We start from the raw sequence: 16,747 nt of genomic DNA on the forward strand, positions 1-16,747 counted from the left end.
CGTCCTCCCCGGAATCACTTATTCGCTTGCTCCCAATACATCGTGTGGTAATCATCGATTTTGTCAAAATCAGATAACGTGCCAAAATTGCTTTCGGTAACCACAAATGTATTATAATAGTCGGCCGGGATTTTCATGATGTCCGGCAACATGGGTAATATACGGCCTTCATAAAGCTTGGCTTGTTCGTAGGTAGCAAAAGGCCCGATGTAAACCAATTGGTTTTCTCCATTCACCACTTTCAGCTGGTGACTGATGGCTGCTCCAGCATATCGCGTGCGGTTGAATTGGCCCAGGCCAAAGCGAGAAGGCGCTAAGTTAACCCGCTCATTTACCACATTAATCACGAAATAATAGGTGGCTGAGTCCGGCAGCAATTCCAAATCGCGGTAGGCATTCGGACCGATCTCGCCAACGTCCGCCACACGTGCCAATTGCGGTGCCGTGATCCCGCCGGCGTTTTCCAGCCTCCCGCTCGCACGGATACCGGTCTGCACCGCTGCACCAACCGCCAACTCCCGACGGGGCCTCGGCCGCTCCGGACCCTGACGGATGACCAGTTGCGGCCATAACGTAATCGTAGGCTCGTCTACGAACCGCTCTCTACTGGCTTCGATGCCTTGCAGCGCATACGTTCTATTCGCCAGCGTATCGCGGTTGGCTTCGATAAATGCGAGGTGCTGCGTCGCCAAAGGGGTAACCAGACTATCTTCCGGAAAATCCTTTACCAGCTGCAACAGCGCATTTTCAAACGTATCCAGCGCAGCTATCCTTCCCAAAGCCAATGCACGGAGATAAGCCAGTTGGCTGCGTATCTGCTCTCTTCCCTGCCTCTGCTCCAGAATACCGGTCACCTTCTCCACCACCTCCGCATACTGTTGTTCCGTGTAGCGGGTATAGACCTCTTCGTACGTTTGATCAAGCACCCGCTTCTGCTGTTCAAGCTTGGTCAGATACATGGGATCCCGGATAATGTGGCTATACAACGATTCAGGGAACTCTGCCAGCAGCTTATCCCGGTAGTAGGCCGCCTGCTGTTCATTTACATCGGTATACAACCGGTACAGGTTGTAATACAGAAGTGCAGCCTCTTTCGTATCGGGATACCGTTCCAGCAGTGCTTCATACGCTTTCGCCGCCTCGTCAGGGTCTCGCAAATCATCCCGGTAAATTGTACCGACGCGAAGCATGGCATCATGTATTTGACGGTTTGAAGCGGCTATCTTTTCATCGGTATCCGGCAGCGCTTGCAAATAGCGCTCCCGAAACTGAGCGGCCCATGCCGCGCTGTCGATCGTTGCCGTATCCGGCGACGCAACGGTTGGTTCCACGGCAGCCGAATTACCGGCGGTTGCCTGAGGGCCGCCGGCCATGTCGCTGAAGCGCCAGTTATCCCGAAGCTCCCGATTGCCCCATCTCCGCCTGAATTCTGCCTGCCCCATTCCCATCGCATCGGGGTTATTGAAATAGAACCGGTTGTCTGTATACGTGGTCGCCATACCGGGAAGATCGTCAAACGGCCTACGTCGGGCCGACTGCGTGGATGCCGGTTGTTTCACCTCCTGCGTTGCCTGAACCTGGGCGTACGCCCGCGTAACCATGCTATCCATTTCTACCTGGCGCTGCCCTTCATTCAACCCGGCCAGGTATTGCAAGCTGTCTTGATGGGCGATAATCCGGAGTTGTTCAATCAATTCGTCTAAGTTGGCAATCTTACGCTGAATCGCTCCCGCATCCGGAAAGTCCATAGGCAGCGACATCCCTACACTGTCATAGTACAGCTTCGCCGTTTGGTAATCTGCCTGCCCAAAATGGTGATCCGCCAACTTCAGATACGTCAACGCGGTTTGATATCGGTTATCCGTGGATTCCCTCAGCGACTTTCCATAGTTAGCCAGTGCCTCCGACACCATGCTATCCGCGTAGAAGACTTCCCCGATCTGGTAGTAAATTTGGTCCTTGAAGGCGGTATTCTTTCCATCCCGCAGCATGCGTTGCAGCAAATGTACACGCTCGTTGGCGGAAGCATGATCGGCGGTAACCAAAAAGACCCGGTTCAATCCGGCATGAAAGGACATTTCGTACGGTGCGTTGCTTTTTACCACCCGGCTGTAATGGGCATACGCCTCCTCCGTCCGTCCATGTTTCTGAAGCAACTGTCCCAACAGGAAATGCCAACGCAGTTTGGTGGGCTTATGCGCGGTATGATCCAGCGCCTGCAGCAGCATCGTGATTGCCGATTCCTCGTCGTGGGTCATCAAATAGTAATTTGCCTGCGTGGCAAACGCAAGACCGACCGACTTGTTCTCCGTTTCCAGGTTCGCAAACACGGTATCCAATACCAATCCCGCATCCGTAAGGTTCCCCAGTTGGATAAGAGAGCGGGCTTTCCAAACCAGTGCCGCCTGCCGGTATTCCGGCATATCGGCAAATGTGCTGGCAACGTAGGAAAAAAACTCCACGGCATTGTAGTAGTTCCCCTTCAGGTAGTTCGCCTTTCCCGTGAGCAGGTACGCCTCGTTAATGTATTTACTTTGCGCCTTTTTGTTAATAATATCCAGCGCTTTGCCAATCACCGAATCCATCAAAGGTGTATTCGCAGCTGCCGTGGCTTCGGTAGGCTCAATCAGTACGGGAAGCAACTGTTGGTAGTTGTCCCGATGGGCGGCTAAATTTTCGCGCTGAACATCATCGATGATTTTCCGTCCGTGGTACACGATGTTGTACCGCGCCGTCAGATTTTCCATCATGTCATACGTTTGCCCTTCGGCGTTCCTTTTTAGGGAACAGGCTATAGCCACACACGATAACAGCACCAACGCCATTATCCGAAGAAAATATTTGTTACTTTTCAATGCCACTATTCTTAGCCGATGTGCCGTAAAATTGAATATCTTTGCTGGGAATACACACGCAAAAGTACCAATTTATTTTAATTCAACACACGGAAAGGGACATCATTGGCTAAACAAAAAAGCAAACTTGCAAAAGCGCTCAATTCACGCTATAAGTTGGTGGTTCTCCAAGAAGAAACTTTTGAAGAAAAAGCAACATTTACCGGTAAGTTATGGTATTGGCTTACGGGTACGGTCACATGCATTTCCCTGTTGATTATTTTCACGGTTATTTTCATTCGGTCTACCCCTTTACGTGAATACGTCATCGGCTCTTCGCTGAACGCCTATGACCGCAGCAAGCTGATTGCGGCGTATGCCCGCATCGATTCCATGGAGCAGGTGGCTCATGCGCATGACGTATACCTCACCAACCTTCGGAAAGTGCTTGGCGGCCAAGCTGGAGAAACCCTCGACGGAAGCGATCAAGGAGCTTCCGAAAGCAGCCAAAACAAGGCTGCCTCTACGCCCCGTGAAACCGGTCTATCGGATGACGAGCTGGCTCTGCGTGAATTGGTCGAATCCGGCGCACCTTACGATCTCCCTGAAAATCAAACCGGTGCCCGAACCGGCATTTCTTCTTACACATTTTACAACCCCATCAAAGGCATCATCAGCTCCAGTTTCAGCGCCAGGGACCAGCACTACGCCGTGGACATTGCGGTGAAGTCAAATGAACCCGTTAGGTCCACCTTAAGCGGCCATGTAGTTTTTGCTTCTTACACACCCGAAACGGGCTATGTAGCCATCGTTCAGCACGGAAATAATTTATTATCTCTTTATAAACATTGCGCTTCGATTATTAAAAAAGTTGGTAGCTTTGTACGTGGCGGAGAAGTAATCGCCTTTGCAGGCGACACTGGCGAGTTGAGTACCGGTCCACATCTCCATTTCGAGTTGTGGTACAACGGCAACCCGGTGAACCCTACTGATTACATCGCTTTTTGAAAAGATCTACATAAAAACATCTACATAATTACCTAAGCATTATCAACATGTTTGTAAACAGGAAAAACGAAAAACTACAAGAACAACGGGGAAACAGTTTCAACCTGATCGCACAAGGCACGGAGATTACCGGCGATGTGAACACCAGCGGCGATTTACGTATTGACGGACAGATACAGGGAAATGTCACGTGTACCGCCAAACTGGTCATCGGAGAAGAAGGGAAAATTTTAGGCAACATCGATTGCCATTCGGGTGAAATTTCAGGAGCGGTAAAAGGCCAGATTGTTGCGAAAGACGTACTTCAACTAAACCGTTCCGCGTCGATACACGGTGATATTGAGGCGATGCGCTTCATTGTCGAAGATGGTGCCTCCATCAAGGGGAAGTGTACGACGAGCAAAAGTTTAGGGCTCCCCAGCCACCTCCCCGATGTGAAGCTCATTGCGTATGAAGAGCCCAAAGCGATCGCCGAATAGCCCGTTAGGAAAATACGCCTACTTTACGGGCGTAGGTTTTCAGATGCTCGCCATCATCGGTCTGTTCACCTATATTGGGTACCGCATTGATCAATCCCGCAATGCTGAAAAGCCGGTTTGGACGGCATTATTCGCAGTTGCGGGGGTGTGCATCGGTATTTATACGGTCATACGGGCTGTCACCCGCAGGCGTTAATCGAGTGAAAACCGTCTGGATATCGTAAATCCCCACCGAAACTGCCCCTTGGTCCATGAAGAGGTGGTCTCTGGAATATACTGCATTTCCTGGACTGCCGTTGCGTTGGTAAAATTGAGATTGAACACGTGACCTCCGGTTTCGATTTCCAGTCCCACACCCAGCGGGTTATATAGCGCAGTGATGGCCTCTTCGTACCTTTCCTTGCTTGCCGTTGAACGAAAGGGCAGAAAATAATCCATCACCAGCGCCATACGCCTGCTTACCTTCAATCTACCCCCTATCCCCATTGCAAACAGGTCATGCTCACCGTCATAATCAGCGGTTGTATTACGACGAATATACGTTGGATGCACTGCCAATGACAGGTTAGCACCGAATTTACGGGCAATAATCAGTTGACCTACGAAGTTTAACCGATCCGAAAACTGCCGGTATGAAATAGCTTCACCGGGATTTTGATCTGCCTTTACACCCGGCACGGTCAAGCTTGTATAAACCGTCAGCGAGAGCGGCATTTTTCCGTCTACCGTCTGCCGCAGCAATCGGTATTTCAGGTTTGCTTCGTATAATTGCGTCACGCGGGTTGCACCTTTTGCACGGGCAATACCTACGTTGAGATAATCGGTAATTCCGTATTCAAAACCGATCTTAATATCCGTAGAATTGTCCAGTCCAAAAAAATTCCGGGCACCGCCGTTGGCACCGGCAATGTCGCCAAACCGGTGATCCACTTTAAAATCCAGCTCGTGCTTATGGATGGTTTCAATCGACTGGCTGTTGATAATCCGTGTAGTCTTAAACGTGGACTCCACCTCCTTCTGGGCCATTGCCACCGAATCTTCGGCTAGGGCATCTTCCAATTCGGTCTGTGCAGACAGCGAAAGGCAAAGCGACTGCAGGGCCATGAATACGAGCAGCGGCTGCCATGCTGCGCGTCCGAGAAAACTGACATCATTCATAAAAATATGGTTAGGGTTTTTGATAGGTGGATGACACGTCCACCGCAACTTCTTCTGCGATGTTTTTGATCACAACGCGGGGAATCTTGATCCCATGGTCGGCGATTTTCACAACGAACGTCGCATGCGTATTAATCACACGGCCTTTTACTTCAATGGTCGCCCGGGTTTCATAGCGTTTCTTAATCCCATGTATGTCAAGTATTCCGGCGACCGTGACTGCGTATTTCCCATCGGCATTCCAGTCGACCGGATCGTTAATCTTACCGTTGAATGTGGCGTAGGGAAATTTGTCGCTTTCCAGGTAATTCTCATTGAAATGTTCCCGCATTAACTGCTTTTCGAACTCAAAGGAGGTAATCGGCACCTTAAATGCGATTTCGTAAGTCTTTACGCCAAGTGCGGAGGCGGCCTTCGAAGTAACCGCTTCGATATTTTCAAGCGGTGCCTCCGAAAAAAATGAGATACGGGCATTTTTGTCGACCAAGATATCCTGTGCCACCGCAAAGTGGCACAGGAACATCACGAAAAACCAGGCAACAAGTCTGTTCATTGGGGTGCACCTTTTTCGATCCACGCTTTCAGCAGCGCCAGCTGATTGTTTGGCAGGCTTCCGTTCTGGGGCATAATCTTGCGGACAACCACGACGTCGTTGATCCGCGTAAGGTTGTCGCGCACCGACGCATATCCCGAAAAAACCCATTTGGCCGTTCCTGCTCCCGAACCGGTGTGACAGCTACCGCAACGGTTTTGAAAAAGCCCGCCCACAAAATTGGTATACGTCACGTTTTCGGCCGTCACCTCGTCCTCATTTCCCGGAGGCGGTTCCGGCGCGGGGTCGTCTTTTCCACATGCCATCCAGAAAGTCGCCGCCAATGCCAGCCCCAACGCATTTTTAATCAGTCGTTTCATAAAAAATAAGTATTGATCCACTATTCGTTTCGTTTTAAATCGCCATTACGGTGCTGTAGCTTCCGGTGAGTCGGGATTGAGCACCGGCCAGATTCCCAACTGCGGAAAATCAATTCCTTTGGTTTCACCCCGTGCCGCATCCTGCCCGAAATAATAGAGCGGCCAGCCTTTATACGTGAGCTGCGTCCGTCCATACACGGTTATTTCAGCAAAATCTTCCGGATTGGCCGCAGAAGGAACCGCCTGGATTTCCGATTCATAGATCGGCCACACGCCGTTATTTCCGAAATCTTCCCGGGTGAACCGGTTCATATTGTACCGATCATTGACAAACCCATACAACGTCCTTCCATAGTCATCCACAAAATACCGTGTGAGTCCTTCGCCCGGCGTCAGATCAGCCGTATAAGCGGTACCATCCCCGCCTACCAACTGGTTTTGCACCAACAACACGGAATAGTCGGGCTTTGCCACGAACCAGTTACCGCCGACACCATCCCCCTGTATGTCGCCCGGTCCTTCATCGTTGGCATAGTAGTACAGGGGCCAGCCTTTGTAGGTCGTCTGCAACGAGCCGTCCGCCAATGTGATGGTGCCGATATCGTCGTCTTCAATTCCCTCACTGGAAGCCGCATGGCTGCTGTAGTATTTGGGCCATACCGACTGGCAATTGCCCGCACACGCGGATTTTCCATCGGCATCCCGCGAAAAGAAATACAAAACCTGCCCGGCACTGTCGGTAAGCACCAAACCGAAGGTTGCATCGGTTTTCACCAAAATCCCCATTTGTTCGGGTTCCGGTTCGGGTGGATCGTCGTCATTGCAGGAAACGCCCAAGAAACAAACCACCGCGGCCGTTATCCATGCAATTCGAATGGGATAAAATTTCATCGCTACCATGATTTTTCAATTTTATGGATTGTTTATATCCCACCATACGGTGAAAGCGCGGGATTGGTTGCCTCGGCACGCGGAATAAAAAAAAATAATTTTTCAAGGCAACCTTTTGCTACGTTTCAACGTATTATTGCTAAACTGAAAAAGAACGCTTGCCGACAGTTAATGAAGAAGTAGTACAAAAGTATATTGACGGTTGCCAAAAGCACGATCCAGAAAGCCAGTATGCTTTGTTCAAGCATTTCCACAGCTATGCTATGGGAATATGTCGGCGGTATGCCCATAGCTCGGACGAAGCATCAGACATCCTGAGCGAGAGTTTCCTGAAAATATTCAGCCACATTGACCGCTTTGACGAATCGAAACCTTTCAAGTCGTGGATGGGTAAAATCATCACCAACACGGCCATCGACTACTATCGGGCGAGCCTCAAGTTTGTGCAACAAGATGATGTAACCGAGTATGAAAACCTTGGAAGTGAAGCGAGCGTATATGGAAAATTGGCTTATGACGAACTAATAGACATGATTCAATCATTGAGCCCGGCTTACCAAACGGTGTTTAACCTTTATGCGATTGATGGCTATAACCATAACGAAATCGCAGAGATGCTGGGGATCACCGTAAACACTTCGAAGTCGAATCTGCACAAAGCGCGCAAGCGGCTTCAGGAACTATTGGATCAACGTATGCGGGAAGCGGTAGATAAATGTGAGGATAAGGATTGAACAATGGAAGACAGACATCCCATAGATAAACTTTTCAAAGACGGCTTGCAAGACCCGGAAATCCCCTTTGACCCAAAGGATTGGGAAAAGCTGTCACAAAAAATGCGTAAACGTAAGCGCAAGATACCGCTGCTTGTCTGGATGACCAGCGGTGTGGCCGCCAGCTTGGTAGTTGCCGCCATGCTGTTGTTTAACAACCGGCACACGTCTGTCGATACCGTTGAAGAATATGCCGGAGATAAAACACTGCCAAGCGTATCGCCTTCGCCGGACTCGCTCCGCGCACGAGATACCGTGTATTCAGCGACGCCGATTCCTATGCCGAGCAACGAAGGTAAAGCGGGTACTCCAGCCGATGTGATCGCCGTGTTACCGCCGCCGGTGTTCCCATCGGTACAAAACCACCAACCGGCAATTGCCTATACCGTAACGCCGGTGTCTATCGATGGAAGCCAAATTCCGGCCGTCGCCCGCGACGTTCCGCGTTCAACCGTTTCCGATGAAGCCGACTTCGATGAAGCTGACTCCGATGATACCGCTTCCGGCCAGGGTGAACAGTTACCCAGCAACGTCACCCAGCGGGGTTGGGCGGTGAGCGTGATCGCTGCTCCCGACTGGTCGGGCACACAACCGTTAAGCGGAAAACTCAGCGGCAATGTAGGCCTTCTCGCCACCTATCGTATCAATCACTGGTTAAGCGTCAGCGGCGGTGCACTCTATGGCCGGAAAATGTATCAGGCAGATTTTAGCCATTACCGTCCCGATCGTTGGCGGGGCAATGGTTCCGGCAGTCCCGGTTTCGTTAACGCGGACTGTGCAGTGCTCGATGTCCCCTTTCTGGCAAATGCCACAATCATGCGATTCCGTCGTTCCGATATCTTCGTATCCACCGGTATCTCCAGCTATTTCATGCTTCGTGAAACCTATGACTACAGATATCCACCCGAAGTCGGAAGGGAACCCTGGGAACTTACCGTTCGCAACCGAAACCGCCACCTGTTAGGAGTCGGAAATCTATCTGTGGGCTACCGTCGGCAGCTCATTCCTTCCGTTTCGGTTACCGTCCAACCCTTCGTAAAGGTGCCGTTAACCGGAATCGGCAACGGCAACATCAAGCTTTACTCAACGGGGGTAGCCATCTCGGCCGATATTGATCTGACACGGCGCAACCGACGATAGACGTCCCTCGATCATTTTGCATATTTCATACATGTTCCTTACTTTTGATAGCGGTTAAAAATAGCCTGTAGCCAATTATTGACAAACAAATAGTTAACACTTTGGTAATATACGATTGGTTTTAGGTCGATATCTTTGAACAGCGCCAAACGGTCTTGTGATTGCGAGCGGATATTCAAACATGGGTAATGTGATGTCTTCTGATTGTACCATAACCGATACTAAATTGGTTTCCGACCTATGCGACGGCAGTGCCGAAGCTTTTTCTGAAATATATCGAAGGTATGCAGAGCCGATCTATCTTCAGCTCCGAAAAAAAATCGATTGCCGGGAGGAGGCCAAGGACATTGTTCAGGAAATATTTGCTTCGCTCTGGCAGAAACACAAAATACTACCGAAAGACACCTGCCTTCCGGCGTATCTATTTACGGCCGCAAAATACCGGGCTATTAACTATATCGCACACCAAAAGGTCAGCGAAACCGTCCTTCATGATCTATCTAAACGGCTCCGTACAGAAGTCTTCGCTAGCGACCATCTGGTGCGTGAGCGCGATCTATCCGATGTAATCGAAACTGCAATGTCCGATCTCCCCGATAAAATGCAGGTCATCTTTCGCATGAGCCGACTAGACCAGCTTAGCCATAAGGAAATTGCCCAGAACCTTAACCTGTCGGAAACCACCGTTAAAAAACAGGTTGCGAACGCCCTAAAGATCTTAAAACCTAAAATCAGCACCAAAATAACAATCTTATTCACAGCAATTTGTAATTTATTTTAAAAAAATCGCCCAGTACCCTACTCCCTATTCGCTGTTAAACTGACTATAGATCCGAATGCGCCAATTGCATAGCGGTATCATGACGGAAGACGAAAAAATGCGACAACTATTAAAACGCTACCTGGCAGGGGAATGTACCGATGCCGAGCAAAAGATTGTCGATCGATGGTACGAAGCTATCGATAATCGGCACGTCGGCGATAGCGTCCATGAAGAGATGAACGAAGATCTGCATGCAATACGTGCACATGTTGGTCCTCATCCGTCCCGATGCACACTCCGCTGGTTTCATTATCTTTCAGCCGCTGCCGTACTCGCTATAGCGATCGGTATTACCGTAAAGCTAGCTCTTCCCACCCCTTCCATCAGCCATGGAAAAGAAATTGCTTCCCTGGAAGCCAAGCACATCTTGCCCGGATCGGACAAGGCTACCTTAACACTGCCCGATGGGCGGGTTATTTCGCTCGATGAGCTAACCGTCGGCACATTCGGACAAGCGTCAGGTAATCGGCTCATCAAGAACGAAGAGGGAAGTTTAGTATATGAACGGTCTCTTGAATTGGCAGAACCATCCACCGGGGCCGACTATCACACGATGACCATCCCCGCGGGCGGTCAGTACCGGCTTACCCTACCGGATGGCAGCCGTGTTTGGCTAAATTCAGCATCTTCGTTAACCTATGCCGTCAATCAGTTTGAGCAGGAGCGCACCGTAACTTTAGCCGGTGAAGCCTATTTCGAAGTCGTTTCTGACTCACGGAAACCATTCCGCGTGATTACGGACAAGCAAACCGTAACCGTCCTGGGCACCAAATTCAACATTAATAGTTACCCCGACGAGCTAGGTACGAAGACAACGTTAGTTGAAGGCAGCGTAGATATTACTTCGAATCAAGCCGCGCGTTCAGTCCGGCTTGCGCCCGGGCAAGAATCATTTGTAGACGGTTCGGGCCCACCTACCATTAGGCAGGTCGAGGCCGGTCATGCCATTGCCTGGATCAACGGTCTATTCCAGTTTGATGGAAATACCATCGATGAGGTGATGCGTCAGCTTGCACGTTGGTACGATGTCGAAGTCGTTTTCGATGGTAAACCTCCCAAAGGCAAGCTCTATGGAGAGGTAAATCGCAACACCACCGCCGATACGCCGTTGGAGCTGCTATCGTTCTTTAACTTCAAACACCGTGTTTCCCTCGTCAATGGCGAGACACGCATCACCATCACGAACAATTAAAACAAGGAGGTCTTATATGACGATCATTTTTTGACTACCGTTAGACACAAGGAAATACGTCTTCTGACGGCAATCAGAAGACGCAAAGACGTTGAGTCAACCCACTAGTAATTAGCGATATTAAAAATAGTATTCACTCAAACATTACAAAAGTAATGAAATTTAATTGGTATGCAACAACCGCATTGCCCCTGCGGTTACCCGGTTGCTTTTGGCGCACAACAACAATCATCATGCGGTTTTCGTTAACGGTTGCAGTTCTCACCTGGATGTTTATGCAAACGTCTCTAGCCAGTATGGCACAGCGCGTCACCCTACGCGCTCATAACACCCAGCTTTCTTCGGTCTTCAAATCGATCAAGAAACAAACAGGCTACGCCGTGGTTCACAACAATCCGGAACTGGCCTCCCTTCGTGTGAATGTCCAGGTTACGGACGCGACAATCGAAGAAGCCATTGCTGCGTCGTTAAAGGGACAACCCTATTCGTTTAAGATTGTCGCCAACAACATTTTCATCCGGCATGAATCAACCCCCAAACGGGACCAAGTGCCCGACGTTTCTGTTCCTCAACAGCGGACGATAACCGGCACGGTACGTTCGGAAACAAACGAGCCGTTGGAAGGCGTAACGATACAGAATGGCGGTCAAATTATTGGCGTGAGTGATGCACAGGGAAATTTCCGGGTACAGCTCATGGGTGATGACCAACGGCTTATATTTACGATCGTCGGCTACCAACGGCGTGAAGTGCAGGTCGGGCAATCCAGCACACTAGAGGTACAATTACGGCCCGCCATCAGCGATATCGACGAGGTGGTTGTCGTAGGATACGGACAACAGAAGAAAGTCAACCTCACCGGAGCTGTCAGCACCATTTCAGGGGAAGAGTTCGAGGAGCGACCGGTTACCCAGCTGACCCAAGCGCTTCAAGGCAGCATACCCAACTTGAACGTGGTATTCGGCTCGGGTCAGCCGGGCACGAGCGGCAGTGTAAACGTACGGGGCAACACCTCGATCAACGGTGGCGGCCCCCTGATCTTGATTGACGGTGTCCTAGGCACGCTCGACCGCATCAATGTAAACGACGTGGAGTCTGTTACGGTGCTGAAAGATGCTTCCGCAGCTGCTGTTTACGGCGCTCGCGGAGCATTCGGCGTCATACTGGTCACGACCAAAACCGGCGGTAAAGATGGAAGTAGTGACATTACCTATTCCACCAACATCGGTTATACCACCCACGCAACCAGCACAGATTTCATCACTTCAGGCTATTGGAACGCGAAGATCAACGACGATGCGATGTATAACGCGCTGGGTTATCGCACCACGCGGTATACAGATGAAGATTACGAGGAGCTTCTGGCGCGTGTAAACGATAAAACCGAGCACCCAGACCGGCCCTGGGTCGTCGTCAAACAAGACGCCAGCGGACAGGATATTTATCGATATTATGCAAATTTTGACTGGTTTAACTACCTCTTTGACGACCACAGGCCGAAACAGGATCACAATTTGACCTTATCAGGCAGAAGTGGGAAAACCAGCTATTCACTGTCCGGAGCATTATCCAAGGAACAGGGTATCTTCAATGTTCGCCCGGATGAATTCCGGCGGCAAAACCTGCGCGCGAAGATAGCGCATGACATTAGGGACTGGCTTACCGTGAGCAACAATACGCACTTCTTCAAGTCTTCTTACGACTGGAATGGGTTTTCGACCAACTTCAATGACGTAAACAATAACGTCAGCAACAGCCCTACCTACCATTATCACGCCATGTATGTACCGCGCAACCCTGATGGTACGCTTACGGGTTACTCGGGCATTAACAGCTATCCCATTGGCTACGGCTTGCACAACGGGCTCGAAAGCGGCACCATGCGCGGTTACAATAAGGGCACAGAGTTGACTAACATTTCCGAGGCGGTGTTCAAGCTCGCCAAAGGCCTTACTGTTACGGGTAATTATACCTATCGCGAGTACCGATCGGATTACTCTTATCGACAAACCCGCCAATATTACTCCAAATATCCCGGGGTAATGGAGCTATCCAATCTGGGAGCACTGAACCAAGATCGCCTGACTGAGAACATGAGCAAGTACTATTGGCACTTCATCAACGTATTTGGCACCTACCAAACCCAATTAGGCCAGCATAATCTTACGGCTATGGCCGGTTTTAATCAGGAAGACCGTACCTATAAGCGTGTGGGTGGCATCGGGCAAGAGTTGCTATCCGAGTCGCTGAATGACCTGAACCTCGTCATCGGCGAACGGCAATTTAACGGTGGTGCAGACGAATGGGCCGTGCGCGGCGGATTTTACCGGCTCAATTACGACTATGCCGGTAAGTACCTGTTTGAAACCAGTGGCCGGTACGACGGCACATCCCGCTTTCCCAAGCACAGCCGGTTCGGGTTTTTCCCTTCTTTCTCAGCAGGGTGGCGTGTAAGCGAGGAAGCCTTTTTTGAACCCTTGAAAAACACGGTAAACAACTTAAAAGTCCGCTACTCTTACGGCACACTCGGCAATCAAGAAGCAAACGACGAAATCGGCAACTATGCCTATATCGCCGCCATGGGCACCGGCCAGATCGATTACCTGGTAAACGGCCAACGACTGAATGTGACCAACCAGCCACTGCCCGTTTCGCCTACCCTTACCTGGGAAAGCATCACGACCAGCAACATCGGCTTGGATGTGAACCTATTTAAAAACCGATTCTCACTTGAGGCCGACTACTACGTTCGTGATACCCGTGGTATGCTCAGTTTGAGCCGTACATTACCCGAGGTATTCGGCGCTGCTGAACCACTTGAGAACGCCGCAGATCTGCGAACAAAGGGATTCGACCTGATGGTAAGCTGGCAAGACGAGTTCCAGGTGGCCAGCAAACCTTTTACGTATACCATACGGGGTATTTTATCGGACTACACGTCTAAAATCACCCGGTTCAGCAATCCCGCCCGGTTGCTAAATCCTGATAATTACTACGAAGGCCAGCAGTTGGGTGAAATCTGGGGGTATCGCTATGCGGGATTTTTCAAAACCACCGAAGAGGCCCAAGCTTGGGCCGCTGAGGTCAACCAAGACCAGATCAACCGGCGCCGGGTACAAGCACCCACTGCAGAACTACGCATGCTTCAGGCAGGTGATATCAAGATTCTCGACCTTAACGGAGATGGCATTATCAACCAAGGGCTGAACACGGTTGATGATCCGGGCGACCGACAGATCATTGGCAACAGTCAACCTCGGTATTCCTTCGGACTTACCTTGGGCGGCCGTTGGAACGGCATTGATTTATCCGTATTTTTCCAAGGGATTGGTCGTCAACACTGGTATCCAAACCTCGAAAGCCAGGCATTCTGGTCGGTATATGCACGTCCTTATGACTCTTTCATCCCGTCCGACTTCCCGGATAAAATTTGGTCACCTGAAAACCCGAATGCTTATTTCCCATTCTTGCGCGGCTATACAGCCCAAAACTCCGAGCTATCTGTGGCCAATGATATGTACCTGCAAGATTTAGCGTATTGCAAATTACGCAACCTCACTGTAGGGTATAGCTTGCCTGCGAACTGGATCAATCGCGTGAAGTTGAGTCAGGTCCGATTCTTCGCGACAGGTGAAAACTTGCACACGTGGACCAAGCTGAAATCAGATTACATCGATCCGGAACAGGTGATGACCGATAATACCGGACGAAGCTACCCCATGGGACGGGTTATTTCATTCGGCGCACAGATTTCCTTTTAATAACGAGCATCAGAAGAAAACGACATGAAAATCAAACATAGCTATATTTTCGGACTGCTGGCGGCAACCTTGGCTTCGTGCAATAACGACTACCTCGAACGTTACCCCATTGCCGAGCTAGCCCCGGAGAACTATTTCCGTTCCGCAGCCGAACTACAGAATTACACGAACGCATTCTATAACCAGTTGCCCGACGCATTGGCCATCCACTACAACAATCCTCATCAGGCGGATGACGAAGCCCGCAACACCTTAGCGGCCGAAATCCAGGGCACCCGCGAAACGCCGTCCAGCGGGGGCGGCTGGAACTGGGCAGAACTGCGACGCATCAATTTCTACCTGGAAAACTCGCATAAGTGTACAGACGAAGCTGCCAGGTTGCAGTACGATGGCATTGCCCGATTCTTCCGCGCATACTTTTACTTCGATAAGCTGGTCCGCTTCGGCGATGTACCTTGGTACGATTCCGTACTCGATATCGATGACGAAGGGCTTACCAAAGCGCGCGACCCTCGCAAAGTAGTTTTTGCCCATATGCTCGAAGACATCGACTTTGCCATCGCTAACTGCCAAGAGCCAAAGAGCGGGCAACTGATTACGAAATGGACCGCGTTGGCACTTAAATCACGCATGTGCCTGTTTGAAGGCACCTTCCGTAAGTACCACGGTTTGGGCGACGCGGAGGAGATCTTGCAGCAATGCGTTGCTGCATCCGAAGAGCTCATCAATTCGGGAACTTACACCGTCTATACCGGCGACCCGAATACGGCATATCAAGAACTGTTTATCGCCGAAGATGCGATTACCAGTGAGATGATCCTTGCCAGGCAATACGATGCTACGGTACCCTTTGTGCATTCGGCCAACTTTTACATCTTGTCCGCGTCATACGGCCGCCCAGGTATGCAGAAATCAGTCGTCAATAGTTACCTCATGAAAGACGGCAGCCGATTTACCGATATTCCCGGTTACGAAACCATGCAGTTTTTCGAAGAAACCCAAAATCGCGATCCGCGCATGGCGCAAACCATCCGTACACCGGGATACAAACGTATCGGTCGCAATGAAGTCTCCGTTCCCGACTTTGCCACCAGTGTGACCGGCTATCAATACATCAAGTATGTCTTGTCGCCCGCATTTGATTCGGGTCAGTCTACCAACGACATGCCCATCTTCCGGTATGCCGAAGTATTGCTCAATTTCGCAGAGGCCAAAGCCGAACTGGGTACGATTACCCAGGCTGACATCGATAAAAGCATTAAGCTGCTCCGTGACCGTGTGGCCATGCCCAATCTGGACGTAGCAGCTGCCAACGCCAATCCAGATCCTTATCTGTTAGGTGAGTATGCGCAAATACAAGCGGGTGCTAATACCGGCGTGCTGCTGGAAATACGCCGCGAACGTCGTATCGAACTGGTCAAGGAAGGACATCGCTACCGCGACCTGTTGCGTTGGAAAGAAGGCGCCCGACTAGCAAAGCCATTCTACGGCATGTATTTCCCGGGAGTGGGCGAATATGATCTCGATCATAATGGCAGTATTGACCTCGTGATCTACCAAGGGCAAGCGCCTACAACCGTGCCGGGGCGGCAATACCAGCGCCTGGGCGAGCTGGTTTTGGAAAACGGTACCAACGGCGGGCGCATTGTCAACCTGCCGGATATCATCAAGCGATGGGACGAAAGCAAGGATTACTACTACCCCATTCCTACTCAGGAACTGCAGCTCAATACCAATCTCCAACAGAATCCCGGATGGGACCGCACCGGCAGCTAA

The 16,747-nt window shown here is 50.5% G+C and carries 14 protein-coding genes; 9 read left to right on the forward strand and 5 right to left on the reverse strand.

The genetic code is table 11. The annotated features are described in order from the left end of the window. Window positions 1-14: 14 nt before the first annotated feature. On the reverse strand, window positions 15-2,855 hold the full coding sequence (locus ACFQRK_RS07040; RefSeq protein WP_379005010.1) for a tetratricopeptide repeat protein: 2,841 nt from the start codon (window positions 2,853-2,855) through the stop codon (window positions 15-17). 105 nt (window positions 2,856-2,960) lie between these two features. On the opposite strand from ACFQRK_RS07040, the gene ACFQRK_RS07045 reads away from it, so the two are divergent. Genes ACFQRK_RS07045 through ACFQRK_RS07055 form a run of 3 tightly spaced genes read left to right on the forward strand, consistent with a single transcriptional unit; the run spans window position 2,961 to window position 4,517 of the window. Beyond that, a complete protein-coding gene (locus ACFQRK_RS07045; protein ID WP_379005012.1) occupies window positions 2,961-3,842 on the forward strand; it encodes a M23 family metallopeptidase in 882 nt (293 codons plus the stop codon). Between the two features lie 47 nt (window positions 3,843-3,889). Then, window positions 3,890-4,321 (forward strand): polymer-forming cytoskeletal protein, encoded by a 432-nt coding sequence (locus ACFQRK_RS07050; protein ID WP_379005014.1) that lies wholly within the window; start codon window positions 3,890-3,892, stop codon window positions 4,319-4,321. Continuing rightward, window positions 4,293-4,517: an AtpZ/AtpI family protein gene (locus tag ACFQRK_RS07055; RefSeq protein WP_379005016.1), complete on the forward strand. Its 225-nt coding sequence runs from the start codon at window positions 4,293-4,295 to the stop codon at window positions 4,515-4,517. Before ACFQRK_RS07050 ends, ACFQRK_RS07055 begins: the two co-directional genes overlap by 29 nt. On the opposite strand, the gene ACFQRK_RS07060 is transcribed toward ACFQRK_RS07055, so the two are convergent. Genes ACFQRK_RS07060 through ACFQRK_RS07075 form a run of 4 tightly spaced genes read right to left on the reverse strand, consistent with a single transcriptional unit; the run spans window position 4,514 to window position 7,291 of the window. Continuing rightward, entirely contained in the window at window positions 4,514-5,479 is a 966-nt protein-coding gene (locus tag ACFQRK_RS07060) for a DUF5777 family beta-barrel protein (RefSeq protein WP_379005018.1), read from the reverse strand. The genes ACFQRK_RS07055 and ACFQRK_RS07060 overlap by 4 nt on opposite strands. A 10-nt stretch (window positions 5,480-5,489) precedes the next feature. Continuing rightward, window positions 5,490-6,032 carry a YceI family protein gene (locus tag ACFQRK_RS07065; protein ID WP_379005019.1) on the reverse strand — a complete coding sequence of 181 codons (543 nt, stop codon included), beginning with the start codon at window positions 6,030-6,032 and terminating at the stop codon, window positions 5,490-5,492. Further along, window positions 6,029-6,391: a hypothetical protein gene (locus tag ACFQRK_RS07070; RefSeq protein WP_379005020.1), complete on the reverse strand. Its 363-nt coding sequence runs from the start codon at window positions 6,389-6,391 to the stop codon at window positions 6,029-6,031. The genes ACFQRK_RS07065 and ACFQRK_RS07070 overlap by 4 nt, the downstream gene beginning before the upstream one ends. A 45-nt stretch (window positions 6,392-6,436) precedes the next feature. Next, window positions 6,437-7,291, reverse strand: a complete 855-nt coding sequence (locus tag ACFQRK_RS07075) for a hypothetical protein (RefSeq protein ID WP_379005022.1) — start codon at window positions 7,289-7,291, stop codon at window positions 6,437-6,439. 149 nt (window positions 7,292-7,440) lie between these two features. On the opposite strand from ACFQRK_RS07075, the gene ACFQRK_RS07080 reads away from it, so the two are divergent. The 6 genes from ACFQRK_RS07080 (at window position 7,441) to ACFQRK_RS07105 (ending at window position 16,747) form a co-directional block, all read left to right on the forward strand. Beyond that, window positions 7,441-8,016, forward strand: coding sequence for an RNA polymerase sigma factor (locus tag ACFQRK_RS07080; protein WP_379005023.1), 576 nt, complete (start codon window positions 7,441-7,443; stop codon window positions 8,014-8,016). 3 nt (window positions 8,017-8,019) lie between these two features. Continuing rightward, window positions 8,020-9,195, forward strand: a complete 1,176-nt coding sequence (locus ACFQRK_RS07085) for a hypothetical protein (protein ID WP_379005025.1) — start codon at window positions 8,020-8,022, stop codon at window positions 9,193-9,195. Between the two features lie 193 nt (window positions 9,196-9,388). Further along, window positions 9,389-9,976: an RNA polymerase sigma factor gene (locus tag ACFQRK_RS07090; RefSeq protein WP_379005026.1), complete on the forward strand. Its 588-nt coding sequence runs from the start codon at window positions 9,389-9,391 to the stop codon at window positions 9,974-9,976. Between the two features lie 55 nt (window positions 9,977-10,031). Next, window positions 10,032-11,210, forward strand: a complete 1,179-nt coding sequence (locus tag ACFQRK_RS07095; protein WP_379005028.1) for a FecR family protein — start codon at window positions 10,032-10,034, stop codon at window positions 11,208-11,210. 155 nt (window positions 11,211-11,365) lie between these two features. Then, window positions 11,366-14,971 (forward strand): TonB-dependent receptor, encoded by a 3,606-nt coding sequence (locus tag ACFQRK_RS07100; protein WP_379005030.1) that lies wholly within the window; start codon window positions 11,366-11,368, stop codon window positions 14,969-14,971. A gap of 24 nt (window positions 14,972-14,995) precedes the next feature. Next, the gene (locus ACFQRK_RS07105) at window positions 14,996-16,747 is read left to right on the forward strand and encodes a RagB/SusD family nutrient uptake outer membrane protein (RefSeq protein WP_379005032.1); all 1,752 of its coding nucleotides are present in this window, start codon (window positions 14,996-14,998) and stop codon (window positions 16,745-16,747) included.

The sequence above is a fragment of the Parapedobacter sp. GCM10030251 genome (assembly GCF_042666505.1).
In the GTDB taxonomy this organism is placed as follows: domain Bacteria; phylum Bacteroidota; class Bacteroidia; order Sphingobacteriales; family Sphingobacteriaceae; genus Parapedobacter.